Origin of the sequence: Actinomadura sp. K4S16 (genome assembly GCF_008327685.1) — a bacterium.
GTDB lineage: Bacteria > Actinomycetota > Actinomycetes > Streptosporangiales > Streptosporangiaceae > Spirillospora.
On record NZ_BDDE01000023.1, the window covers coordinates 39,742 to 61,878 of the forward strand.

The 22,137-nt window shown below is 72.5% G+C and carries 24 protein-coding genes; 14 read left to right on the top strand and 10 right to left on the bottom strand.

Translation table 11 applies throughout. From position 1 onward, the window contains the following. Positions 1-4 precede the first annotated feature (4 nt). Positions 5-922, bottom strand: a complete 918-nt coding sequence (locus tag K4S16_RS35200) for a hypothetical protein (RefSeq protein WP_235037269.1) — start codon at positions 920-922, stop codon at positions 5-7. Between the two features lie 44 nt (positions 923-966). Here K4S16_RS35200 and K4S16_RS35205 point away from each other — a divergent pair, with 44 nt between their 5' ends. Continuing rightward, positions 967-1,803 carry a 2,3,4,5-tetrahydropyridine-2,6-dicarboxylate N-succinyltransferase gene (locus K4S16_RS35205; RefSeq protein WP_149263399.1) on the top strand — a complete coding sequence of 279 codons (837 nt, stop codon included), beginning with the start codon at positions 967-969 and terminating at the stop codon, positions 1,801-1,803. Here K4S16_RS35205 and K4S16_RS35210 read toward each other — a convergent pair. Continuing rightward, on the bottom strand, positions 1,793-2,476 hold the full coding sequence (locus tag K4S16_RS35210; protein WP_235037289.1) for a 4'-phosphopantetheinyl transferase superfamily protein: 684 nt from the start codon (positions 2,474-2,476) through the stop codon (positions 1,793-1,795). The genes K4S16_RS35205 and K4S16_RS35210 overlap by 11 nt on opposite strands. A 33-nt stretch (positions 2,477-2,509) precedes the next feature. Between K4S16_RS35210 and dapE the strand changes: the two genes are divergently transcribed. Together dapE and K4S16_RS35220 are read left to right on the top strand one after the other, a co-directional pair. Then, complete coding sequence (dapE, locus tag K4S16_RS35215; protein ID WP_149263401.1) at positions 2,510-3,586, top strand: succinyl-diaminopimelate desuccinylase; 1,077 nt, start codon at positions 2,510-2,512, stop codon at positions 3,584-3,586. Next, complete coding sequence (locus K4S16_RS35220; protein WP_149263402.1) at positions 3,583-4,383, top strand: TIGR00730 family Rossman fold protein; 801 nt, start codon at positions 3,583-3,585, stop codon at positions 4,381-4,383. Before dapE ends, K4S16_RS35220 begins: the two co-directional genes overlap by 4 nt. A gap of 195 nt (positions 4,384-4,578) precedes the next feature. Here K4S16_RS35220 and K4S16_RS35225 read toward each other — a convergent pair whose 3' ends face one another. Beyond that, a complete protein-coding gene (locus tag K4S16_RS35225) occupies positions 4,579-4,920 on the bottom strand; it encodes a hypothetical protein (RefSeq protein ID WP_149263403.1) in 342 nt (113 codons plus the stop codon). A gap of 99 nt (positions 4,921-5,019) precedes the next feature. Then, positions 5,020-5,502 (bottom strand): hypothetical protein, encoded by a 483-nt coding sequence (locus tag K4S16_RS35230; RefSeq protein WP_149263404.1) that lies wholly within the window; start codon positions 5,500-5,502, stop codon positions 5,020-5,022. A gap of 278 nt (positions 5,503-5,780) precedes the next feature. On the opposite strand from K4S16_RS35230, the gene K4S16_RS35235 reads away from it, so the two are divergent. After that, complete coding sequence (locus K4S16_RS35235; protein WP_149263405.1) at positions 5,781-6,521, top strand: dienelactone hydrolase family protein; 741 nt, start codon at positions 5,781-5,783, stop codon at positions 6,519-6,521. Positions 6,522-6,620: 99 nt separating this feature from the next. Here K4S16_RS35235 and K4S16_RS35240 read toward each other — a convergent pair whose 3' ends face one another. Further along, positions 6,621-7,193, bottom strand: a complete 573-nt coding sequence (locus K4S16_RS35240; protein WP_149263406.1) for a hemerythrin domain-containing protein — start codon at positions 7,191-7,193, stop codon at positions 6,621-6,623. 275 nt (positions 7,194-7,468) lie between these two features. Between K4S16_RS35240 and K4S16_RS35245 the strand changes: the two genes are divergently transcribed. Then, a complete protein-coding gene (locus K4S16_RS35245) occupies positions 7,469-8,671 on the top strand; it encodes a hypothetical protein (protein WP_149263407.1) in 1,203 nt (400 codons plus the stop codon). 44 nt (positions 8,672-8,715) lie between these two features. Here the strand turns inward: K4S16_RS35245 and K4S16_RS35250 are convergent, their stop codons facing one another. Then, positions 8,716-9,303, bottom strand: a complete 588-nt coding sequence (locus K4S16_RS35250) for a dihydrofolate reductase family protein (protein ID WP_149263408.1) — start codon at positions 9,301-9,303, stop codon at positions 8,716-8,718. A gap of 658 nt (positions 9,304-9,961) precedes the next feature. On the opposite strand from K4S16_RS35250, the gene K4S16_RS35255 reads away from it, so the two are divergent. From K4S16_RS35255 to K4S16_RS35265, 3 genes are all read left to right on the top strand, one after another. Further along, entirely contained in the window at positions 9,962-10,264 is a 303-nt protein-coding gene (locus K4S16_RS35255) for a response regulator transcription factor (protein ID WP_149263409.1), read from the top strand. Between the two features lie 100 nt (positions 10,265-10,364). Then, positions 10,365-11,615, top strand: a complete 1,251-nt coding sequence (locus K4S16_RS35260) for a cytochrome P450 (RefSeq protein ID WP_149263410.1) — start codon at positions 10,365-10,367, stop codon at positions 11,613-11,615. Continuing rightward, positions 11,605-11,913: a DUF4190 domain-containing protein gene (locus K4S16_RS35265; RefSeq protein WP_149263411.1), complete on the top strand. Its 309-nt coding sequence runs from the start codon at positions 11,605-11,607 to the stop codon at positions 11,911-11,913. Before K4S16_RS35260 ends, K4S16_RS35265 begins: the two co-directional genes overlap by 11 nt. Positions 11,914-11,952: 39 nt before the next feature. Here K4S16_RS35265 and K4S16_RS35270 read toward each other — a convergent pair whose 3' ends face one another. The 3 genes from K4S16_RS35270 to K4S16_RS35280 all read right to left on the bottom strand — a co-directional run bounded on the left by K4S16_RS35270 (position 11,953) and on the right by K4S16_RS35280 (position 14,885). After that, complete coding sequence (locus K4S16_RS35270) at positions 11,953-13,146, bottom strand: family 2 encapsulin nanocompartment cargo protein terpene cyclase (protein WP_200842299.1); 1,194 nt, start codon at positions 13,144-13,146, stop codon at positions 11,953-11,955. 52 nt (positions 13,147-13,198) lie between these two features. After that, positions 13,199-14,035 carry a geranyl diphosphate 2-C-methyltransferase gene (locus K4S16_RS35275; protein ID WP_149263412.1) on the bottom strand — a complete coding sequence of 279 codons (837 nt, stop codon included), beginning with the start codon at positions 14,033-14,035 and terminating at the stop codon, positions 13,199-13,201. 205 nt (positions 14,036-14,240) lie between these two features. Beyond that, the gene (locus K4S16_RS35280; RefSeq protein WP_149263413.1) at positions 14,241-14,885 is read right to left on the bottom strand and encodes a DUF6962 family protein; all 645 of its coding nucleotides are present in this window, start codon (positions 14,883-14,885) and stop codon (positions 14,241-14,243) included. Positions 14,886-14,979: 94 nt separating this feature from the next. On the opposite strand from K4S16_RS35280, the gene K4S16_RS35285 reads away from it, so the two are divergent. After that, positions 14,980-16,398, top strand: coding sequence for an RtcB family protein (locus K4S16_RS35285; RefSeq protein WP_305790879.1), 1,419 nt, complete (start codon positions 14,980-14,982; stop codon positions 16,396-16,398). A gap of 23 nt (positions 16,399-16,421) precedes the next feature. Here the strand turns inward: K4S16_RS35285 and K4S16_RS35290 are convergent, their stop codons facing one another. After that, the gene (locus K4S16_RS35290; RefSeq protein ID WP_149263414.1) at positions 16,422-16,847 is read right to left on the bottom strand and encodes an archease; all 426 of its coding nucleotides are present in this window, start codon (positions 16,845-16,847) and stop codon (positions 16,422-16,424) included. Between the two features lie 179 nt (positions 16,848-17,026). Between K4S16_RS35290 and K4S16_RS35295 the strand changes: the two genes are divergently transcribed. The 5 genes from K4S16_RS35295 (at position 17,027) to K4S16_RS35315 (ending at position 22,129) form a co-directional block, all read left to right on the top strand. Continuing rightward, positions 17,027-18,100 (top strand): S1C family serine protease, encoded by a 1,074-nt coding sequence (locus tag K4S16_RS35295; RefSeq protein WP_235037270.1) that lies wholly within the window; start codon positions 17,027-17,029, stop codon positions 18,098-18,100. A gap of 99 nt (positions 18,101-18,199) precedes the next feature. After that, a complete protein-coding gene (locus tag K4S16_RS35300) occupies positions 18,200-18,868 on the top strand; it encodes a TetR/AcrR family transcriptional regulator (RefSeq protein ID WP_149263416.1) in 669 nt (222 codons plus the stop codon). After that, positions 18,865-19,776, top strand: a complete 912-nt coding sequence (locus K4S16_RS35305; protein WP_149263417.1) for an ABC transporter ATP-binding protein — start codon at positions 18,865-18,867, stop codon at positions 19,774-19,776. The genes K4S16_RS35300 and K4S16_RS35305 overlap by 4 nt, the downstream gene beginning before the upstream one ends. Further along, the gene (locus tag K4S16_RS35310) at positions 19,773-21,434 is read left to right on the top strand and encodes an ABC transporter permease (RefSeq protein WP_235037271.1); all 1,662 of its coding nucleotides are present in this window, start codon (positions 19,773-19,775) and stop codon (positions 21,432-21,434) included. The genes K4S16_RS35305 and K4S16_RS35310 overlap by 4 nt, the downstream gene beginning before the upstream one ends. Before the next feature lie 92 nt (positions 21,435-21,526). Beyond that, on the top strand, positions 21,527-22,129 hold the full coding sequence (locus K4S16_RS35315; protein WP_235037272.1) for a TIGR00730 family Rossman fold protein: 603 nt from the start codon (positions 21,527-21,529) through the stop codon (positions 22,127-22,129). The last annotated feature ends 8 nt before the right edge of the window (positions 22,130-22,137 follow it).

Below are 22,137 nucleotides of genomic sequence, written 5' to 3' on the forward strand. Positions count from 1 at the left end.
ACGACTACTGGACGATCACCGTGTTCTGGGGGGCCTGCTTGTCCTCGGTCCAGCCGTCGTGGCCGGCGTTGGACTTCCAGTGCTTGCCGGCGTAGCGGATCTCGGTGAGGCCGTAGGCCTGGGCGTGGGTCACGGCCCAGCTCGCCACCGCCCAGCCTGAGCGGGGGTTCGTCACCTGCACCGCGTTCCACGATTTCGGGTCGGACGGGGAGCCCGCCTTGAGGGGGCCGGGGCCGCCGACCTTCAGGCGGCTGCCGAAGGCGCGGCGCATCTCGCGGAGGGCCTCCGGGCGGCGGGACGTGGTCTTCTTGTCGGGCGGGTACCAGCAGCGGGCGGTGGCGGGCTCGCGGCCGGTGAAGGCCGTCGCGAGGAGCTTGCCGTCGGGCTCGTGCTGGGCGTAGGCGCGGCCGTCGGCGCTGCGCTGGACCTTCTGCGCCGCGTCGTGCAGGTCGCGGTCGAGGTAGTCCTTGACCTTGACGAGGGCGTCGAAGAACTTGCTGGTGGACTGGACGGGGTCGCGGAGCTTGTCGGGCGTGCCCCAGCCTTGTGACGGGCGCTGCTGGAACATGCCGACCGAGTCGCGGTCGCCGCCCGGCAGGTTGTGGATGTGCGACTCCTGGATCGCGGTCGCGTAGGCGATGACGACGGCGCGCTCGGGGAGCTGCTTGCGGAACGCGACGGCGGCGATGGTGGCGGCGTTCGCGCCCTGCTCCAGGTCGAGCGGCATCTTGCCCAGGGACGTCTGCACCTCGCAGCCCGAGCCGTGCAGGTAGGGCCGCGCCCGCTGGAAGGCCACGTAGGCGCCCACGCCCACCAGCAGCACGACGACGGACAGGACCGCAGCCCAGCGGGCACCGCGCCGGCCGCGCCCGCCGCCCGCCCCCTCCTCGGGGCGCGCCTTCAACCTCGCCCAAACAGCCACGCGAAGACAGTACTGGCAGATGGCCACCAGTAAGCTCAGGAGGCATGACCGAAACGTTCACCAGCCCGATCTCCGGCGGCATCGACGAGCTGTGGGAGCGGCGCGCCGAGCTGAGCCCGGACGACGCCGACGCGCGTGAGGCCATCGTGGCCGCCGTCGACCAGATCGACACCGGCGAGGCCCGCGTCGCGCAGATCGACCCCGCGACCGACGAGGTGGTCGTCGACGAGCGGGCCAAGCGCGCCATCCTGCTGAGCTTCAAGGTCCTCGGCATGGCGCGCTCCCAGGTGGGCGACTTCCGTTACCACGACCGCATCCCGCTGAAGACGCGCCTGGACGGCGTGCGGGTCGTCCCGGGCGCCATCGCGCGCTGGGGCGCCTACCTCGCCCCGGGTGTCGTCCTCATGCCGTCTTTCACCAACATCGGCGCCTATGTCGACTCCGGGACGATGGTCGACACCTGGGCCACCGTCGGGTCGTGCGCGCAGGTCGGCAAGAACGTCCACCTGTCGGGCGGCGTCGGCATCGGCGGCGTGCTGGAGCCCCCGAACGCCAAGCCGGTGATCATCGAGGACGAGGCGATGATCGGCAGCCGGTCCATGATCGTCGAGGGGGCGCGGGTGGGCCGCGGCGCCGTCGTCGGGTCCGGGACGAACCTGTCGGCGTCCATGCCGGTCATCGACGTCGAGACCGGCGAGGAGATCAGCCGCGGGCGCATCCCCGACTGGTGCGTCGCCGTCGGCGGCACCCGCTACAAGGAGTTCAAGGGCGGCACGTTCGGCCTGCCGGCGGTGCTGATCCTCAAGCGGCTGGAGGAGGGGCAGCGCCACGACAAGGCGTCCCTCAACGACATCCTCCGCGACCACGGCATCAACACCTGAGCGGCACCTGGTTGACCCTGAGGGGACGGTCGGTGAGGACGGCGGCCGCGGCCGCGTAGCCGGGGCCCGCGTCCAGGTCGGCGAGGCGGACGGGTGAGACCGCCGCCTCGCCCTCCCACGCGACGACCTCGGGCGGCTCGTCCGGGCCGGAGACGTGGATCGCGGTCATCGAGGCGGCCAGCCCGTGGCCCGTCGCCTTCAGAAGGGCTTCTTTCCGGCTCCAGTAGGCGTGGAAGCCGCGTTTCCGGTCGTCCATGGTCCGCAGCACCTCGCCCTCTGCGTCGGTGAGAACCATCCTGGCGAGGCTGTTGATGTCGCGGTCGCTCTCCTGCTCCACGTCCGCCCCGACCGCGGCGCCCTCGACCAGGACGAGCAGGACGCGGTCCCCGGAGTGGGAGAGCGAGAAGTCCAGATCGCTGCCGGGCAGGCGGGGCTTGCCGTGCGAGCCGCCGCAGTGCGGGCAGTCGGTGGTGAAGCGGAGGTCGCGCGGAGGCCTGCCGGTGGCCTCGGCGAGGACCGTGCGCGCGAGCCATCGCCCGGTGACGAACCGGGCCTTGTCCTCGGCGCGCATGAAGCGCTCATAGCGGGCGCGCTCCCCCTCGTCCAGGAGGTCGCGCATCCGGGGGTCGTCGTCGGGACGCGCCCAGTGGACGGCGCACTCCAGTACGGGCATCTCCACGAACGCGATGATAGATAACCTTCGAGCATGGGGCTTGATCTCTTCTCAGACGTCGCGGACCTGACGGCGGCCGTCGTCGACATCGAGTCGGTGAGCGGCGGGGAGGAATCCCTGGCCGGCGCCGTCGAGGAGGCGCTGCGGGCACTGCCGCACCTGGCGGTGGAGCGCGTCGGCAACAACGTCGTCGCGCGCACGGATCTCGGACGCGCCGAGCGGGTCGTCCTGGCGGGGCACCTCGACACCGTCCCGCTGAACGGCAACCTCCCGTCCCGCGTGGAGGAGGACCGCCTCTACGGCTGCGGCACCACCGACATGAAGAGCGGCGTCGCGGTCGCGCTGCGGCTCGCCGCGACCGTCGCCGAACCCACCCGCGACATCACCTACGTCTTCTACGACTGCGAGGAGGTCGAGGCCGAGCGCAACGGGCTGCGGCACCTCGCGGCGTCCCGGCCCGACCTGCTCGCGGGCGACTTCGCCGTGCTGATGGAGCCCACCGGCGGGCTGATCGAGGGCGGCTGCCAGGGCACGATGCGCGTGGAGGTCACCGCGACGGGGGAGCGGGCGCACAGTGCGCGCGCCTGGATGGGGTCCAACGCGATCCACTCGGCCGGGGCGATCCTGGACGTCCTGCGCGCCTACGAGCCGTCCCGGCCGATTGTGGACGGCCTGGAGTACCACGAGGGCCTGAACGCGGTGTTCATCTCGGGCGGCGTCGCAGGGAACGTCATCCCGGACGAGTGCGTCGTCACCGTGAACTACCGGTTCGCGCCCGACAAGTCCCTCGCCGACGCGGAGGCGTACCTTCGGGAAACCTTCGCGGGCTTCCAGGTGACGGTGACCGACGCCGCGCCCGCCGCCCGGCCAGGGCTGACCCACCCGGCCGCCGCCGCGTTCGCCTCGGCGAGCGGCGCCGAGGTCCGCGCCAAGCTCGGCTGGACCGACGTCGCCCGCTTCGCCGAACTCGGCGTCCCGGCCGTCAACTACGGCCCCGGCGAACCCACCCTCGCGCACACGCGGGACGAGTACGTCGAGATCCCTCTCATCGGCGAGTGCGAGCAACGTATGCGCATGTGGCTGGAGGGTCCCATTACCGTGGCTCCATGACACTGGATGTGAATTCCCGCTCGCGGCGCCAGGGCCCGGCCATGCTCCGGGGACGCGCCGTCCCCCCGACGACGACCGACCAGCGGCTCCTCGACAGCCGGGGCCCGGTCGACTGGGTCCACGCCGACCCCTGGCGGGTGCTGCGGATCCAGGCGGAGTTCGTCGAGGGCTTCGGCCTCCTCGCCGAGCTGCCGAAGGCCGTCAGCGTCTTCGGCAGCGCCCGCACCAAGCCGGACTCCCCGGAGTACGGGCTCGCCGTCGACATCGGCGCCCGCCTGCACGAGGCCGGCTACGCCGTCATCACCGGCGGCGGTCCGGGGATCATGGAGGCGGCCAACAAGGGCTGCGACGAGAACGGCGGCCTGTCGGTCGGCCTGGGCATCGAGCTGCCGTTCGAGCAGAAGCTCAACGACCACCTCGACATCGGCCTGGAGTTCCGGTACTTCTTCGTCCGCAAGACGATGTTCGTGAAGTACTCGCAGGCGTTCGTCGTCCTGCCGGGCGGCTTCGGGACGCTGGACGAGCTGTTCGAGGCGATCACCCTCGTCCAGACCAAGAAGATCACCCGCTTCCCGATCGTCCTGGTCGGCACCCGGTTCTGGGGCGGCCTGCTCGACTGGATCAAGGAGTCGATGCTGACCTCCGGCAAGATCTCGCCGCAGGACATCGACCTGTTCCACCTCACCGACGACCCGGAGGAGGTCGTCAAGATCATCATCGAGGGCCACACCCGCGCCGAGCAGGAGATCATCGAGTCCCGCGCCGCGGCCGAGGCGGCCGAGACCGGCGGGGAGTAGCTCCGCGCCGTGGACCTGCATGAGCGCCCCGGCCATGCAGGTCCAGGCGACCCCGCACGCACCCGGCAGCGGCGGTCACGGCGAACCGAGCGGAAGACCTGTTGAGCGAAAGACCATCGGCGAAGCACGGTCGGTCATCCATGGCCCCTGTCGCCCGGATGATCCTGCCTCGGCTCTCGGGAAGCCGTCGCCGTCTCAGCCGCTGACGATCACGGCGGTCTGGGTCACGAGGAGAAGCACTACCTGGCCCGCGACGAGGACCGGGCGGATCCGCGCGGTCACCGTCCAGGCGGACCGGAGCAGCAGTGCGCCGACGCCGGCGGCGCCGCTGGCCCAGAAGCTCCACCAGGCGATGGGCAGGAGGGTCTCCGCGGCCGGGTCGCACTGCTCCCCATAGGTGAGGCAGCGGCCGTACTCCGGGGTGGAGAGCACGCACAGCCAGGCGAGCACGGTGAGGGGCAGGAGCAGGGCGAGCGCGACCGCCGCGGCCACCCGCCAGCCCGATCGCGTCCGAGGGGCGGCGGCGGTGTCATTCATGATCACAACCTCAGTGAACCGGCTTCCGGCCGCTCGACCGATCCGCTCGCCTACTCAGATACGCGCGGTGCGGTACTCAACTGGAGCACGATGGCCGGTTCAGTCGTTGTTCGTGTGCGTTTCAGCGACCACGCCCATGTCCTGAGTGGTGAACCTCTTCCCGGATACCGGCAGCAATGTGACCGGGTAGGTCCGTTGATGGCCGAAGAACCAGACCCTTCCCGCAGGGAACTTCAGTTTCCTGGATTCGCCGGGCCTGAGCGTTGCCCGTCCACCTGGAATGGGAGACTCGTGCTCGGTGTCGCAGACCCCGGACTGCCCCATGCACAGCGTCACCGGGACGGCGAGCCGGTTGACCACACGAACCCGGTCGGGGTCCGCCTCGATGCAGTCGGTGGACCACCCGGACGCGGTTATCGCCGCGCGCCCCCCTGGCGTCATCGAGCCTCCGCAGATCTCCTGCTGGAAGTAGGGATCGTCGGTCTTGGGGCCCCAGACCATAGGGACCCACAGAATCGCCAAGAGCGCCGCGATGAACAGGAAGACCGTCATTCCGCTCGACACGCGTTCTCGCTCGGGCATCCCGCCGGTCCTCCCCGTGCGAACCGAGTGTCCACCTCAGCCGTGCGTCTGGGCAAAGGGTACGCAGGCCGATCATCCGGCGTCACCCGCAAGAGCGGGCCTTCGCGAAAACCCGTTGGCGGGCCGCGGCGGCCACTGCTACTTTTCGGGAGGCCGTGCGGCAGACCGAGGAGGTGGTACCCGTGAACACATCGACATGGGTGCTCCCCTCTGGGGTCACGGTCGGGCGATAGGTCGTCCGGGAGCGCCGTTCAAGAGCACTCCCGAAAGGCACGACCATGCGGTTCACTTCTGAGCAGCGCTTCGACGACGGCGTCCTCGAACGCGACTTCACCCTCGGCGACATCCCCGGCATCCTCTGGACGCCCGGATCCGCGTCTGCTTCGGCGCCGGTGCCGCTGATCCTGCTCGGCCACCCCGGCGGGCTGGACAAGATGCGCCCCCGGCTGGCGGGGCGGGCCCGGCACTCCGCGGCGGAGAGCGGCTTCGCCTCGGCCGCCATCGAGCTTCCCGGCAGCGGTGACCGGCCCCGTTCGGCCGCCGCCGAGCAGGCCCGCGCCGACCTGCGCCGGGCGGTCGAGGCCGGTGAGCCGGTCGGCGACGAGATCGTCGACCGGCTCGTCCTTCCGCTGGTCGACAAGGGGGTCCCGGAATGGCGGGCCACCCTGGACGCCCTCCTCGCGCTGCCCGAGATCGGCGGCCCGGTCGGATTCTCGGGGGGAGTGATCGCCATCGGCGTCCGGCTGGCGGTGGTCGAGCCGCGCATCTCGGCCGCCGTTCTGTTCGCCGGGAGCTTCGTGCCCCGCGTCATCTTCGAGGAGGCCCGGCAGGTCACCATTCCGCTGCACGTCCTGCTGCAGTGGGACGACGAAGGCAACGACCGGCAGGTGGCCCTGGACCTGTTCGACGCCTTCGGCTCCAAGGAGAAGACCCTGCACGCCAACATGGGCGGGCACACCGGCGTCCCGCAGTTCGCCGGGGACGCCGCGGCGGCCTTCTTCACCCGGCACCTGACCTAGCCACCGGCAGGCCCCGCACGAACGCCCCGATCGCGTCGGTACCGCCCATCGGCGGTACCGGCCGGTCGGGGCGGCTCGGCCGCGACGGAACGCGCCGGGTCAGTGCTTGCCGCGGGCGTCTCGGATCAGGTCGCGGACGCGGTCGGCCACCGAGGCCATCGGTCCGGCGAGCATGTTCTTGGTGGCGGACTCCACTCCGGGGTGCGGGTGCGTGGGCGCGGTGGCCTCGGCGGCGCGGACCGCGGCGGCGAAGCCCTTGAGCTGGGCCGGGCTGAACTGGTCCTTGAGCCGGTCGAACTCGTAGCGCTCCTCGGCGCGGGCGTGGGTGAGCACGTCGATGCGCAGCTTGTCGAGCGACTTGAGGAAGCGCGGGTCCTCGATGTCCATGCCGTCCAGCTCGGAGAGCAGCTCCTTGGCCTCGCGCTCCTCGGCAAGGCGGTCGTCCACGATGCCGTCGCCGCCGGGCAGGCGCCGCGCCATGGGGTGGATGATCTCCTCCTCGGCCGTCTCGTGGACGGCCAGCAGCTTCACCAGCTGCTGGAAGGCCTTCCGGCGCTCCTTGCCCTCGGAGTCCATGACCTCGTCGAACAGGTCCCTGATCCGGCCGTGCTGCGCGCGCAGCAGGTCGACGACGTCCTCGGTGGTCTCGGCGTTCGCGGGTGTGGTCCGCATGGGCCTTCCTCGCTTCCTCGCCCGGCCGCTGCTCCTGCTGGGCGCTGTCCGTGCAGATGGGCGTGCTGGTGAGACGGTGCCGAAGGGTGGGGATGCGCGGCCCGTACCCAGCGCCCCTCGGCCTATGCGAATGGCTCTCGCCCGTTCGGACAGGGAGTCGGTCAATGCGGGACCAATCTTGAGAAACAGCTGCTCGGAGAGGTGCATAACGGGACGCCCCGGGTACGCGCACCGGTCGTCAGCCCGAACAGCACCCGCAGGAAGGGACGAGCCTGGTGGCCTTCAACCCGCTCGAACACCGCGGCATCCCGCTCGACGACCAGCTGCGCAACTGGTCCCAGCTGGACGTGGCGCCCGTCGACCCGGACAAGTCCGATCCCTACACCCGCTGCCGCATCATCACGATGAACGGCATCGAGGTGGAGGCGATCATGTTCAGCCACCACTTCAACCGCATCTGCCCCGACCTGGAGGTCAAGCAGAAGCTGGCGGAGGTCCGCAACATCGAGCAGCAGCAGAAGGTGGTCAACTGGCTGCTGCCCGGCCAGGCGTCCGTGCTGGAGACGACCATCGCCTACGAGCAGGTCGCGGTCGACCTGACCGGCTGGGTCGCCCGCCAGGAGCCCGACCCGTACCTCCAGCAGGCCTACCAGTTCGGGCTGCTGGAGGACTTCGACCACCTCTACCGGTACTCCAACCTGTACGAGATGATCGAGCACCGCCGGGCCGAGAAGATCGTCGACCAGCTCACCGAGGTGATGCCGGGACGTCCCGGCCACCTCCAGCACCGCCACCCGGTCGACAACGTCCGCGAGCACTACGACCGCGAGGCGGCGGCGCCGATCTCCAAGCTGCACGCACTGACGATCATGGCGGCCGAGCAGCAGACGATGAACTTCTACATGAACGTCGGCCCGATGTACATGGAGCCGATCGCCCGCCGGCTCTACCAGGACATCGGCCTGATCGAGGAGGAGCACGTCACCCACTACGAGTCGCTGGTCGACCCGGGGGAGACCTGGTGGGAGCGGCTCGTCAACCACGAGTACAACGAGTGCTACCTGTACTACTCGTTCATGCAGACCGAGTCCGACCCGCGGGTCAAGGGCATCTGGGAGCTGCACCTGAACATGGAGCTGGAGCACCTGCGGATCGCCTGCGACCTGATGCGCCGCCACGACGGCCGCGACCCGGAGAGCATCCTGGCGCCCGCACTGCCCGAGCCGGTCACCTTCGAGCCGAACAAGCAGTACGTGCGCGAACTGCTGGCCACGCAGATCGACTACACGACGCTCGGCACCGGGTACGTCCAGGAGGCCCACCGCCGCTTCGAGGAGTACCAGGACAAGATCCACGCCGAGCGGCCGCCGCAGGAGCGCGTCATCGAGGAGCACCGCGCCAAGTTCGGCGACGAGTACCGCCTGGAGACCGACGGCCCCCATCCGGTCCAGCGCCTGCGCGACCAGCCCGCCACCTGACCCGGCCGAGGGCGCGCGCCGGCCCCGCCGGACCGCGCCCCGGCTCAGGGGCGGACGACGCGGTAGCGCAGGTGCATGACGGCGTGCGCGGGGTCCTCGTCCTCCGGCGTGGTCAGATGGCGGACCAGGCGGAGTTCGGTGTGCTCGGGCGGCAGGTGGTCGAACAGGCGACGGCCCTGCCCGAGCAGGACGGGGACGACGTGGAGTTCGAGCTCGTCCAGCTCCCCGGCCCGCAGCAGCGCCTGCGCGGCGCCCGCGCCGTGGACCATCACGTCGCCGTCCCCGGCCGCCGCGCGCGCCCGCTCGGCGCATTCACGAACGTCGGTGACATAGCGGACGCTGCCCGGCGGCGGGTCGTCCGGGACCGAGTGGGTCAGGACGAAGACCGGCACGCCGTCGTGGTGGTCGCCCTGCCAGCGGCCCGCGAGCTCGTAGGTGCGACGGCCCGCGACGACGGCGCGGGTGGCCATCGCCTCCCGATACACCTGCCCGCTTGGCCCCGGCTCGTGCCGCCGGTCGAGCCAGTTGAAGAGGCGGAAGCCGCCGGTGCCCAGGGGAGCGTCGGGGCCGTCGTCCGGTCCGGCGACGTAGCCGTCCAGGGAGATCGTCATGTAGAGCCGGATGGTCGCCATCGGCTCAGCCGGCCTGGACGGCATGGGTGAAGGGCGTCATGGATCGCGTTCCTTTCGTGACGGCCCGTGCGAGGGCCTGACGGGTGCCAGCATCCCGTCCAGCATGCGAGATGCCGGCGGCGCGGCTGAATCCCAGGTTCCTGGGATGGCTCAACGGGGCCGCTGTAGGCTCGGCGCGTGGCCAACGCGGCGGCGCCGGGACGCGTCCGCGACGTGCTGGGCCGCGTCGTGCCCGCCGAGGGCACCTGCCTGATGACGACCGCCCCGGCGACCCTGCTCCCGACCGCCGAGTACGTGGAGAACGGCCTGCCCGCGCCCGAGATGCGGCGCCTCCTGGAGATCGAGGCACGCGAGCCGGACTTCAACAAGTGGGTACAGCTCGCCCGCGCGGAGCACCCGGCGGCCAGCCTGAGCGAGGCCACCGCGGGCGATCTGGAGCGCAGCCTGCGCCGGCGGGAGATCCGTCGGCCCGGCGGCTTCGCCGACGAGCTGCGCGTCGTCCTCGCGGGCGGCACCGGGACCTGGGGCGTGCTGACCGTGTTCCGCGAGGCCGGGCGCCCGCACTTCGCCCCGGCCGAAGTGCGGCTCGCGGCGTCCCTGGCGGCGCCGATCGCCGACGGGCTGCGGCGCGGCCTGCTGCTGGAGGGCGCGTGGGCCGGTGACACCGACGCCGGCCTGCTGGTCCTCGACGCCGACGACGGCGCGGCTGATCGTGGACGCGTACGGCTTCACCGCGCGGGAGCGGCGGGTCACCGAGCTGGTCGCGCAGGGCCTGTCGACCAGGCAGATCGCCGGACGGCTGCGGGTGACGCCCTACACCGTCCAGGACCACCTGAAATCGATCTTCGCCAGGTCGGGCGCCGCGTCCCGCGGCGACCTGGTGGCCCGGCTGTTCTTCGCCCATTACGCGGGCCCGCTGGAGGCGGGACCCGTGGCACGGTCCAGCGGTGGATGGCCGTAAGCGGTCACCATGCCCTGGCGGCTGATGTGCTGGGGTTGGACCGAGGCGCCGGAGCGGACACCGGTCGGCGCGCGGCTTTCGATGGCGGTAGGAGGCTGCAATGGGTGTGCGGTACAGCCTGTACGACTACGGAATCCAGCAGGATCCGTATCCCGTTTACACGCAGTTACGGGAGGAGGCGCCGGTCCACCGCAATGACGAGGAGGATTTCTGGGTCCTGTCGCGGCACGAGGACGTGACCGCGGCGTTCCGGGACTTCCGGAGGTTCTCCAGCGCCAACGGGATCCTGCTGGAACCGTCGGTGTGGGGGCCGCAGGCGCGCAGGCACGCGTCGTTCCTCGCGCTGGACCCGCCCGAGCACACCCGGATGCGCGGGCTCGTGGCGAAGGCGCTCACCCCGCGCCGCGTCGCCGACCTGGAGCCGCGGATCCGCGACATCGCGCGCGGCCACCTGGACCGGGCGCTGGACGGCGCGGAGTTCGACCTCGTGGCCGACTACGCGGCGCCGCTCCCGATGGACGTCATCTCCGAGCTGCTCGGCGTCCCGGAGGTCGACCGCGGCGAACTGCGGCGGCTGGCCGACCCGATCGTGCACCATCAGCAGGGCCTCCAAGACGTGACCCGGGCCTGCCACGAGGCGATCCCCGTCCTGGCGGGCCACTTCCACGACCTGATCGCCGAGCGCCGCGCGCGGCGCCGCGACGACCTGGTGTCGGCCCTGCTGTACGCCGCCGAGGGCGGCGACCACCTGACCGAGGCCGAGATCATCGGCGTGCTGCTCGTCCTGGTCGCGGCCGGCACCGGGACCGCCACGAATCTGATCTCCAACGCCTGGCACTGCGCCTGGCGGCATCTGGACCGCCCGTCCGCGGCGTTCGGGCGGGTCGGCGACTGGATCGAGGAGACGCTGCGGCTGGAGGCCCCGGCGCAGGCCGACGGGCGCACGGTGACCGGGGAGTTCACCCTGCACGGCGTGACCGTCCCGGCCGGGGCACGCGTCCTCCTGGTGCTCGGCGCGGCGAACCGCGACCCGCGCGTGTTCCGCGACCCCGACCGGTTCGACCTGGGCCGCGACACCACGGCCAAGATCAGCTTCGGGTCGGGCCGGCACTACTGCATCGGCGCGAACCTGGCCCGGCTGGAGGCCCGGATCGCACTGGAGGAACTGGCGGCCCGCGTCGGCGACTACGCCATCGACGAGGCCCGAGCCCGACGCCTCGCCTCGCCATACGTGCGCGGCTTCGCCGAGCTGCCGACCACCGCCGTCCCCACGGCGGACCGCTGGCCTCGATCGGCGGCGATCATGTCAACTCTCCGCGGGCCCAGGGCGTCGAACCGTCATGGGGCCTGAAGAAGAGCCGGTCGTCTCGGAACCGCGTACCGCATCGAACCCGGGCGACGCCCCGGCGTACCGTCTGGCGACGGCGAGCATGGTGCTGGGCGTTCTCGGGTTCCTTCCTTTCGGGCAGTTCGCCGTCGTGGCGATCGTCATGGGGCACGTCGCGCGCAGGCGGATCAGGCGGACCGGCGAGGGTGGCCGGGGCCGGGCGACCGCGGGCCTGGTCCTCGGCTATCTCTTCACGTGCCTTTGGGCGGGCATCCAGGGCACCACCGTGTGGGCCTACGGCGTCGCCTTCCACCTCTGGTGACACGGTGCGTCGTCTGACCTGCCCCCGGCCGGCCGGCCCTCAGGCGTGTTCGCGGTAGCGCGGGTTGGTCGCGTGCCATTCGAAGCCGCCGCCCATCCAGGCGCGCAGGCCGCGCAGGAACCGCTGGAGCTCGGGGGAGGGGACGGCCGCCAGGTCCCGGTGGCCGGCCTCGAAGTCGCGGACGAGGTCGTTGTGGAGGCCCACGGCGGCCTCGGTCGCCTCCTCCACCGAGCAGCCCCGGTCGGCGGCGATCAGAAGGACCAGGTTGCAGACCGGGTTCTCGTCGGCGGCGTCCTTGGCCACCGAGTGCAGGTCGTTCACGATCACGCTCGCCGTCCCGGCCTGGAAGGCGGCCCGGCGGACGCGCGGATCGTAGAACAGGCGGCCCGGCACCTCGTAGCCGCCGACGACGTCGATCAGCGTCATCGAGGTGTAGAAGCTGTCGTGCTGGCGCGCTGCGAGGTACTCCCAGGCGGGCGGGTGCTCGCCGGTCTCGCGCCACGCCGCGTAGGCGGTCCAGCTCACGAACATGGCGAAGGTCGAGTAGCAGACGCGCTGGACCTGCGCGTGGGACGCGTGGCGCCTCAGGTGGCCGACGGCCGAGCCGAGCATCCGCAGGACGAGGTCGTCGTGCAGGGCCTCGCGCAGCGGCGGGGTGAACTCGCCCGCCGGCGGGACCGGGTCCATGGCCGACATCACCAGCGTGAGGCGCTGCGGCAGCCGCGCGGGCACGGCGCCGAGCGCGGTGTCGTCGGCGTAGTAGTCGTCGGCCGCCCACCAGCCCGCGTTCAGCTGCGCGGCGACGAGCAGGGCGTCGGGGTCGTCGGTGTCGGGGTGGGCGAGGGTGACCAGCCGCCCGAAGGCCGCCTTGCCCAGCGCGTCGAGCTCGTGGTCGTCGAACCCGCGGTCGCGCGCCCAGGCGAGCAGCCGGGCGTCCACCTCGGCGGCGAGGGCGTCGTCGACGCGCTCGACGACCGGGCAGTACAGCGGCGAGTGCGACCCGTCGCCCCAGTCGCGCTCGACGTAGCCGGGCCCGCCGCCGCCGACCGGACGCGGGTGCGTCCCGGCCAGGAGGTCGCCGTAGGGCACCTCCCGGCTGGGCCACGCCGCGGCGATCAGCGACGGCAGGGACACCGCGCCGGTCCCGGGGCCGGACGGTCCCGCCGGGCGGGGTTCCGCGGACGAGCCGTACGGCGCGTGGCGGCCGCTGCACCCGTGGTGCGTCGCTTCCATGTAGTGCTCACCTACCTCTGCCCGAAGGCGACCGGTCCGGCGTTGACGGGGGTCAGATCCGATCGGCGGCGATGAGCAGGTACTGGAAGCTTCCGTCGCGGTAGGCCTCCAGGAAGGCGCCCTCGATGCCGGTCGCGACCGGCGACTTCTCGCGCAGCTCCCAATACGGGATCGTGTCGGCGGTCAGGTCGACCACGGTGACGGGCACGAGCCGGTTGGCGGCCATCGCGCGGAAGTAGGCGCTGCGCGGGTGGATGTCGCACACGTAGTGGGCGTTGATCGTGGACACCGCCCTGGACGGCAGCCCGTACACGTCGTTGTAGCAGCCGGTGATGGTGACGTACCTGCCGCCGCGGGCGAGCAGCCGGGAGTGCTCCGCGAACAGGTCGTCGAGGACGGTGTACATCGTCGACTCGTTGTTCCAGACCGCCTGGAACGCGCCCGCCTCGAAACCCGTGTCGAGCATGTTCTTGAAGTGGAACCGGACCCGGTCCGACACGCCGCGCTCGACGGCCTGCTCGTTGGCGAAGTCGACCTGGGACTGGGAGATCGACACGCCGTCGACCCGGCAGCCGAAGGCGGCGTTGGCCATGATGCTGGAGCCGCCGCGCCCGGAGCCGGCGTCCAGCAGCCGGTGGTCGGGCCGGATGTCGCCGAGGTGGTCGAGCAGGAACCGGGCCTGGGCGTTCTCCAGCCGGTGCAGCTCGGTGATGATCGCCTGCTCGCGGGCGTCCTCCGGGGTCTCCAGGACCGACCAGTCCACCTCGCCGATCCCGTAGTGGTGGTGGTAGATCCCGGACACGTCGCCGAGGCGCAGGTTGACGGGGTTGCGCTCGGTGTTCCAGTAGGTGGCGACGTCGTGCTGGTAGACGCTGGCGATGGCCGTCATGAACGCTTTCCTCCACGCGGTCGGGGGGTTCGAATCACGGGTTGAAAGCTAACGGTGACCGTCCGTGTCCGAAAGGGCGGTGTTCAGCACAGAAGGAAGGCACCCCCGTAAGGGGAATGTTCCACCCCGGACACTCCCGTGCCGCCCGTGCCGTCCGGGATGCGCGTTCCGTCCGGAAAGGGGGTACTACCTGGTCAGGGGCGTGCTATCCGAGCAGGGGGCGCGGCTCGCGGCCCTGGCGGTGCGGGTTGCTGACTGCCAGGTAGAGCAGGACCATGCCGACGATCTGGGCGAGGTGGTAGACCGACGTCGGGTCCAGGGCGACGAGGCGGGCGAGGGCCGGGTCGATCGCCTTGGTCGCGGCCGCCGCGGCGCTGGCCGCGAGCGCGGCGATCACCGGCCCGGCCATCGGGTGGCGGTGCAGGGCCGCCCAGCCCCACAGCGCGAGGATGCACGCCATCGTCAGGCTCTCGCAGGCCAGCAGGGCGCCGACCCCGGCGTGGCCGGTGACCGCGAGGACGGCGTAGGCGCCGATCCCGACCGAGCGCAGCAGCCAGAACGTCCTGCCGTGGCGCGGGCCGAGCACCTCGGCGACGGTGGCCGCCAGCAGGTAGGACACCGCGACGACGACCATGGCGCTGATCAGGGCCCAGCTCGGCCCCGACCACCGCTCGGAGTGCTTGACCACGCCGTGGTGGACGAACCCCGCGAGCGCCGCGATCCCGGCCCACCAGAAGGACCTGCGCCAGTGCGGATGCGCCGCCTGGGCGCGCCCCAGCCGGACCGCGAGCGCCACCACGACCAGGCCGAGAGCGAGGTCGCTCAGTGCGGGCGCGGGTTCGGCGAGCATGTTCCGCACGCTACCGGCACGGTCTCTGGAGATCCTCGGTCGGCCGCCGCCGCGCCGGGAGCATGAGCGGCGGGGCGGGGGGTAGCCCCGCCTTGTGGACGTCGACCTGGTCGAGGACGGCCCGTACCGGTTCCGGATCGAGCCGGTGGGCGCCATGCGCGTGCCCGGCGTGGTGTTCGCGTCGCGGGAGCTGCTGGCGCCCGCGGACAACGCGGTCGGACAGGTCGCCGCCGTCGCCACGCTCCCGGGAGTGGTCGAGGCGTCCTACGCGATGCCCGACATCCACCTGGGGTACGGCTTCCCGATCGGCGGCGTGGCGGCGACCGACCCGCGTGAGGGCGGCGTGGTCTCGCCCGGAGGCGTCGGGTTCGACATCTCGTGCGGCGTGAGGCTGCTCGCGGCGGACATCGACGCCGCCGGGCTCGGGCCCGTCCTGCAAGACCTGATGGACGGCCTCGACCCCGTCATCCCGCGCGGCATGGGCAAGGGCGCGGTCTGGCATCTGCCCGGACGGCGGGAGCTGACCGGCATCCTCACCGGCGGGTCGCGGTACGCGGTCGAGCAGGGCCACGGGGACGAGCGCGACCTGCGCCGGTGCGAGGACGGCGGGGCCGTCGCCGACGCCGACCCCGGCCCGGTGAGCGAGCGGGCCGTGGAACGCGGCGCCCGCCAGGTCGGCAGCCTCGGCTCCGGCAACCACTTCCTGGAGGTGCAGCGGGTCGCCGAGGTGTACGACGCGGACGTGGCCGAGGTTTTCGGGCTGCGGGCCGGGCAGGTCTGCGTCATGATCCACTGCGGCTCGCGGGGGCTGGGCCACCAGATCTGCACCGACCACGTCCGGGCGATGGAGCGGGCGATGCCGCGGTACGGCATCGAGGTGCCCGACCGGCAGCTCGCCTGCACCCCGGTCGACTCCGCCGAGGGCCGCGCCTATCTCGGCGCGATGGCGGCGGCGGCCAACTACGGCCGCGCCAACCGGCAGCTGCTCACCGAGGCGGCGCGCCGGGTGTTCCAGCGGGTCGCGGGCGCCCGGCTCGACCTGGTCTACGACGTCTCGCACAACCTGGCCAAACTCGAAGAGCACACCGTGGACGGACGGCGGCGCCGGCTGTGCGTGCACCGCAAGGGGGCCACCCGCGCACTTCCGCCCGGCCATCACGATCTGCCGCCTGACCTGCGCGAAGCCGGTCAGCCGGTGCTGATCCCGGGGACGATGGGCACCTCGTCCTACGTCCTGACGGGCGTGCCGGGCGGGCCCGCGTTCTCCTCCACGTGCCACGGCGCCGGACGCGTGCAGAGCCGCCACCAGGCCGCCCGCGGCGTCAGCGGCAAGCAGTTGCGGTCGACGCTGGAGGAGCAGGGCATCGCGGTGCGGCCGTCGTCGTGGCGCGGCCTGGCCGAGGAGGCGCCGGACGCCTACAAGGACGTGTCCGCCGTGGTCGAGGCCGGCGAGGGCGCGGGGCTCTGCCGCAAGGTCGCCCGCCTCGTCCCGCTGGGCGTCGTCAAGGGCTGATCCGCAGGCACACACCGCGCCGGTCAGACGTCGATGGTCACGGCGCAGGACCAGCCGCGGGCGTCCCGGCCGAAGCGCAGGTCGTGCAGCGACACCGCCTTGGGCGCCGCTCCCGTCCCGGCCGCCTCCGCCGCGTCGCCGACGGGCAGCCGGGCGGTGAGCCCGCCGTCCGGCGCCTCGGCGATCTCGGCGTCCAGGGCGAGGACGCCGTCCACGTCCAGGCGGTAGATCACCTCGTCCAGCACGGCCACGAGGAGGTCCGCGTCGGGTCCCGGCGGCATGTCCATCCGGATCTCGCCCGCCGGGCGGACGCCTGAGACGTCGGCGAACGACTCCACGAGCCCGGCCACCGCCTCGGCGACGCAGCGCTCCCGCGTCGGCCCCCACGCCTCGATCCGCAGGTCCGCGGTGTGCGGGACGCCGCGATGCCCGCTCCCGGGATGCGACATGACCGGACGGCTACCCGGCCCCGGCCAGGCGAAACGGCGTCGGGCGGGCCGGCGCCGGGCGCCCCGTTCCCGCTCGGAGATCATCTGGGCCTCGGGCGAGCGGCATGGTGACGCAAAATCATGACCCGTGCGGCGCCTGTTCCTCCGCGGGCGGGAAGTGTCCCCTCTGGAGGTGGACTGTGGACAGGAACGCGAGGACGAAGGCGTGCGCGGCGGCCGCGGCGGGGGCCCTGGTGCTCGCCGGATGCAGCGGCGGCACCAAGAACGCCGAGAACGCCGGGAACACCGCGTCGGGCCAGACGTCGCCGCCGGTCTCGGGGGCGGGATCGGACCTGGAGCGGCAGTACGAGAGGGTCGTGGACGCCGTCCTGCCGTCGGTCGTGAAGATCCAGACCGATCAGGGGGAGGGGTCGGGGGTCGTCTTCGACGCCCAGGGGGACATCGTCACCAACGCCCACGTGGTCGCCGGGGCGAAGAAGATCGAGGTCACCTCCTCCGGCGGCGGGTCCCCGGCGAACGCCTCCCTGGTCGGCGCGTTCGCCGCCGACGACCTGGCCGTCGTCCGGGTGAAGGGCGGGTCGCTGAAACCGGCCTCGTGGGGCGAGTCGGGCAAGGCCCGGGTCGGGCAGATCGTCCTCGCGATGGGCAATCCGCTCGGCCTCTCCGGAAGCGTGACGAACGGGATCGTCTCCGCGCTGCACCGCACGGTGTCGACCAAGGGGCAGGGCTCCTTCCAGGGGTCCACGATCGCCGACGCCATCCAGACGAGCGCGGACATCAACCCGGGCAACAGCGGCGGCGCCCTGGTCACCCTCGACGGCCAGGTGATCGGCATCCCCACCGCGGCGGCGTCCGACCCGCAGATCGGCGCCGCGGCGCCCGGCATCGGGTTCGCGACGCCGAGCGACACCGTCAAGCGGATCGTCCCGCAGCTCATCGAGTCGGGGAAGGTGTCGAACTCCGGCCGCGCCGCGCTCGGCGTCGTGGTGCGCACGATCGTCGACCCGCAGACCGGCCGCCGGTCGGTCGCCGTCGTGGAGGTGCAGAAGGGCGGCGGGGCGGCCGCGGCGGGGATCCGGCCGGGCGACCTGATCCTCTCGGTGAACGGCACCGCGACGCCCGACCAGAGCGCGCTGACCACCGTCCTGGCGAACCTCAAGCCCGGCGACAAGGTGAAGGTCGAGATCCAGAAGTCGGACGGCTCGAAGCGGCAGGTCCAGGTGACGCTCGGCCAGCTGCCCGGGGGCGGCTGACCTTTCGGGCCGCGGGTTCCCGTACCGGGTTGACGGGGGCCTGTACGCGAGTACAGTGTACAAACGTACAGGTTGCTGAACATCGGTACAGGAGTGGGAATGGCAGTGCACGAGCGGGCCGAGGACCTGACCGGGCGCGCCCGGATCAGGGACGCGGCCCTGCTGGAGTTCGCCGAGCACGGGGTGAAGGGCGCGACGATCCGGGGCATCGCGAAGGCCGCCGGGGTGTCGCCCGCCCTCGTCCAGCACCACTACGGGACGAAGGAGGCGCTGCGCGCGGCCTGCGACGAGCAGGTGATCGAGGTCATCCGCGAGACCAAGCAGGAGGCGCTGCAGGGCGGGATGGCCAACCCGAGCTTCCTCTCGATCGCCCTGCGGACGGCCCTGCCGATCCAGCGCTACATGGCCCGCGCCCTGGCCGACGGCTCGGCGGCCGCGGCGGCGCTCTTCGACGAGGCCGTCGCGTTCAGCGAGGAGATGCTCGCGCGCGGCGCGCCCGGCATGGCCAAGCCGACCACCGACGACCTGCACGGCTACGCGACGGTCATGACCGGCATGAGCTTCGGCCTGATCGTCCTGCACGAGCACATGTCCCGGTCGCTCGGCGCCGACGTCCTGATGGGCGGCGGCTACCCCCGGATGGCACTGGCGATGCTGGACGTCCTCGACGACCGGCTCCTGTCGCCCGAACTGGTCGCGCAGACGCGCGCCGCACTGAAGAACCTGCCCGCCGCCGGCGGGCGGCCCCTCGACGAGGAGGACCGGTGACCCCGAACACGCCCCCCATATCCGTCTCCGGACTGGTCAAGACCTTCGGCCGGACCCGCGCGCTGGACGGCCTCGACCTGACCGTCAACCCTGGTGAGGTGCACGGCTTCCTCGGCCCGAACGGCGCCGGGAAGTCGACCACCATCCGGGTCCTGCTCGGCCTGCTGCGCGCCGACGGCGGCACCGCCCGGCTGCTCGGCGGCGACCCGTGGCGGGACGCGACCGAGCTGCACCGCCGGCTCGCCTACGTCCCCGGCGACGTCACGCTGTGGCCGAACCTCTCCGGCGGCGAGGTGATCGACCTGCTCGGCCGGATGCGCGGCGGCGTGAACGCGCGCCGCAAGGCCGAGCTGCTCGACCGCTTCGAGCTCGACCCGCGCAAGAAGGGCCGCGCCTACTCCAAGGGCAACCGGCAGAAGGTCGGGCTCGTCGCCGCGCTGGCGTCCGACGCCGAGCTGCTGCTGTTCGACGAGCCGACCTCCGGCCTGGACCCCCTCATGGAGGAGGTGTTCCAGGAGTGCGTCAGGGAGGAGCGGCGGGACGGCCGGACGGTGCTGCTGTCCAGCCACATCCTCTCCGAGGTCGAGGCGCTGTGCGACCGGGTGACGATCATCCGCAAGGGCGTCGCGGTCGAGTCCGGGACGCTGGCCGAGCTGCGGCACCTGACCCGCACGTCCATCGACGCGGAGCTGGCGTCGCCGCCGGACGGGCTGCCGCTGCCCGGCGCCCACGACGTCCACGTCGACGGCAACAAGATCCGCTTCGAGGTGGACACCGCCGAGCTCGACTCGGCGCTGCGGCAGCTGACCGAGCTCGGCGTGCGGAGCCTCAGCAGCCGCCCGCCGACGCTGGAGGAGCTCTTCCTGCGCCACTACAAGGACGAACTCGCCCCGGAGGCGACGCGATGAGCGCCACGGTCCAGGAGGCGCGGCCGGCCGCGCCCTCCCGCGCGACCCCGATGCGCGGGCTCACCGGGACCGGCGGGCTGGTCCGGCTGATCCTGCGGCGCGACCGGTTCCTGCTGCCGTCCTGGGTGATCGTGCTCGCGCTGATCCCGATCAACTTCGTGGCGGCCACCGAGAGCCTCTACCCGACGGCCGCCGAGCGCCTCAAGTACGCGCAGACCACGGGGACGAACCCGACGTTCCTCGCCCTGTACGGGCCGCTGTACGACTCCGGCCTGGGCGGCATCATCGCCCAGCGCTCCGGGTTCCTCCCGGTGGTCGTCGCGCTGATCAGCGCGCTGACCGTCGTCCGGCACACCCGGACCGAGGAGGAGGCGGGCCGCCGCGAGCTGCTCGGCGCCACCGTCACCGGGCGAGGCGCCGGCCTGGCCGCCGCGCTCATCGTGACCATGGCGGCCGACCTCGCGCTCGGCGCCCTGCTCACCGCGGGCCTCGTGGCGCAGGGCCTGCCGTTCGCGGGCTCGCTGGCGTTCGGCCTGCAACTGGCCGCCGCCGGATGCGTCTTCGCCGCCGTCGCGGGCGTCACCGCCCAGCTCAGCGAGGGCGCCGGCGCCGCCAGGGGAACGGCGATCGCCGCGCTCGGCGCCGCGTTCGTGGTCCGGATGGCCGCCGACGTCGGCGGCGCGGGCAACGGGCTGTCGTGGCTGGGCTGGCTGTCCCCGCTCGGCTGGGAGAACCGCCTGCGCGCCTACGGCGGGGAGCGCTGGTGGACGCTCGCGCTCGTCGCCGCGCTCACCGCCGCCCTCGTCGCCGCCGCGGGCGTGCTGTCGGCCCGCAGGGACGTGGGCGCGGGAGTGCTGCCGCCGAAGCTCGGCCCCGCCGACGCGCCGCGCCTGCTGTCCGGGCCGCTCGGGCTCGGCTGGCGGCTGCAGAGCCGCGCCCTGTACGGGTGGCTCGCCGGGTTCGCCGCGCTCGGCGTCGTGTACGGCGCGGTCGCGGGCGGCGTCGGCGACATGGTGAAGGACAACCCCGACCTGGAGAAGATCTTCACCCGGCTCGGCGGGCAGGGCGGGATCACCGACGCCTACTTCGCCTCGATCGTGGGCATGCTCGGCCTGATCGCCTCCGCCTACGCCGTCTCGGCCACGCTGCGGCTGCGCACCGAGGAGACCGGGCAGCGCGCCGAGCCGCTGCTCGCCACCCCCGTCGGGCGGCTGCGGTGGGCGGCCGGCCACCTGGTCTTCGCGCTGCTCGGCCCGGTCGCGCTGCTCGCCGTCGCGGGCCTGGCAGCCGGGCTGGCGCACGGCCTCGACACCGGCGACCCCGGCCGCGTGGTGCCGCGCGTCCTCGGCGCCGCGCTCGCGCAGCTGCCCGCCGTCTGGCTGGTCGCGGCGATCGCGCTCGCGCTCTTCGGCCTCGCCCCGAGGATCACCGCCGCCGCCTCCTGGGCCGCGGTCGGGGTCTTCGCGGTCGTGACGCTCTTCGGAGCCGGGCTCGGCCTCGACCAGTGGGCCCTGGACGTCTCGCCGTTCAGCCACGTCCCGAAGCTGCCGGGGCACGAGTTCACGCCCGCGCCGCTGGTCTGGCTCCTCGCGGTCGCGGCCGTGCTGTCCGCGCTCGGCCTGGTCGGATTCCGGCGCAGGGACCTCTCCACCGGGTGACCCCGCGGGTGAGACCCCTGTCACCGGGGGAGAGGCCACCTGCGGCGGAAAATCCACGGGCCTCTTCCGGAGCCAGCCGTTAGATTGGCCCGGTGAACTCCCGAAAGCCCCTCGCCGTCTGCGTGTTCTGCTCGTCCAGCGGCAAGATCGACCGCCGTTACGTCGACCTCGCCGCCGAGGTCGGCGCCGAACTGGCCCGGCGCGGCCACAGCCTCGTCAGCGGCGGCGCCCAGGTGTCGTGCATGGGCGCCGTCGCCCGCGCCGCGCGGGCCGGCGGCGCCCGCACGGTCGGCGTGATCCCCGAGGGGCTGGTCAGCGTCGAGATCTCCGACGAGGACAACGACGAGCTGGTCGTCACCGCCGACATGCGGACCCGCAAGGGCGAGATGGACAGGCGCAGCGACGCGTTCCTCATCCTGCCCGGCGGCATCGGCACGCTGGAGGAGCTGTTCGAGGTGTGGACGGCCCGCGTCCTCGCCATGCACGACAAGCCCGTGGTCATCCTCGACCCGACCGGCGTGTACGAGCCGCTGCGCGAGCTGATGGTGGGCCTGACCGACCAGGGCTTCGCCCGCCCCAAGATCTGGGACGCCATCGGCTGGACGAGCAGCGTCCCCGAGGCGTTCGACCTCCTGGAGCGGGCGCAGCCCCGCATCGAGTTCTCCCCCGAGGACTACGCGGAGGCCGAACTCTGACCCGCGGC

What these genes read in the sequence shown, in the direction of transcription:
- K4S16_RS35205 (WP_149263399.1), top strand. Translation starts at nt 967, where the DNA reads ATGACCGAAACGTTCACCAGCCCGATCTCCGGCGGCATCGACGAGCTG.
- K4S16_RS35210 (WP_235037289.1), bottom strand. Translation starts at nt 2,476, where the DNA reads ATGCCCGTACTGGAGTGCGCCGTCCACTGGGCGCGTCCCGACGACGAC.
- dapE (WP_149263401.1), top strand. Translation starts at nt 2,510, where the DNA reads ATGGGGCTTGATCTCTTCTCAGACGTCGCGGACCTGACGGCGGCCGTC.
- K4S16_RS35220 (WP_149263402.1), top strand. Translation starts at nt 3,583, where the DNA reads ATGACACTGGATGTGAATTCCCGCTCGCGGCGCCAGGGCCCGGCCATG.
- K4S16_RS35225 (WP_149263403.1), bottom strand. Translation starts at nt 4,920, where the DNA reads ATGAATGACACCGCCGCCGCCCCTCGGACGCGATCGGGCTGGCGGGTG.
- K4S16_RS35230 (WP_149263404.1), bottom strand. Translation starts at nt 5,502, where the DNA reads ATGCCCGAGCGAGAACGCGTGTCGAGCGGAATGACGGTCTTCCTGTTC.
- K4S16_RS35235 (WP_149263405.1), top strand. Translation starts at nt 5,781, where the DNA reads ATGCGGTTCACTTCTGAGCAGCGCTTCGACGACGGCGTCCTCGAACGC.
- K4S16_RS35240 (WP_149263406.1), bottom strand. Translation starts at nt 7,193, where the DNA reads ATGCGGACCACACCCGCGAACGCCGAGACCACCGAGGACGTCGTCGAC.
- K4S16_RS35250 (WP_149263408.1), bottom strand. Translation starts at nt 9,303, where the DNA reads ATGGCGACCATCCGGCTCTACATGACGATCTCCCTGGACGGCTACGTC.
- K4S16_RS35260 (WP_149263410.1), top strand. Translation starts at nt 10,365, where the DNA reads ATGGGTGTGCGGTACAGCCTGTACGACTACGGAATCCAGCAGGATCCG.
- K4S16_RS35265 (WP_149263411.1), top strand. Translation starts at nt 11,605, where the DNA reads ATGGGGCCTGAAGAAGAGCCGGTCGTCTCGGAACCGCGTACCGCATCG.
- K4S16_RS35270 (WP_200842299.1), bottom strand. Translation starts at nt 13,146, where the DNA reads ATGGAAGCGACGCACCACGGGTGCAGCGGCCGCCACGCGCCGTACGGC.
- K4S16_RS35275 (WP_149263412.1), bottom strand. Translation starts at nt 14,035, where the DNA reads ATGACGGCCATCGCCAGCGTCTACCAGCACGACGTCGCCACCTACTGG.
- K4S16_RS35280 (WP_149263413.1), bottom strand. Translation starts at nt 14,885, where the DNA reads ATGCTCGCCGAACCCGCGCCCGCACTGAGCGACCTCGCTCTCGGCCTG.
- K4S16_RS35290 (WP_149263414.1), bottom strand. Translation starts at nt 16,847, where the DNA reads ATGTCGCATCCCGGGAGCGGGCATCGCGGCGTCCCGCACACCGCGGAC.
- K4S16_RS35300 (WP_149263416.1), top strand. Translation starts at nt 18,200, where the DNA reads ATGGCAGTGCACGAGCGGGCCGAGGACCTGACCGGGCGCGCCCGGATC.
- K4S16_RS35310 (WP_235037271.1), top strand. Translation starts at nt 19,773, where the DNA reads ATGAGCGCCACGGTCCAGGAGGCGCGGCCGGCCGCGCCCTCCCGCGCG.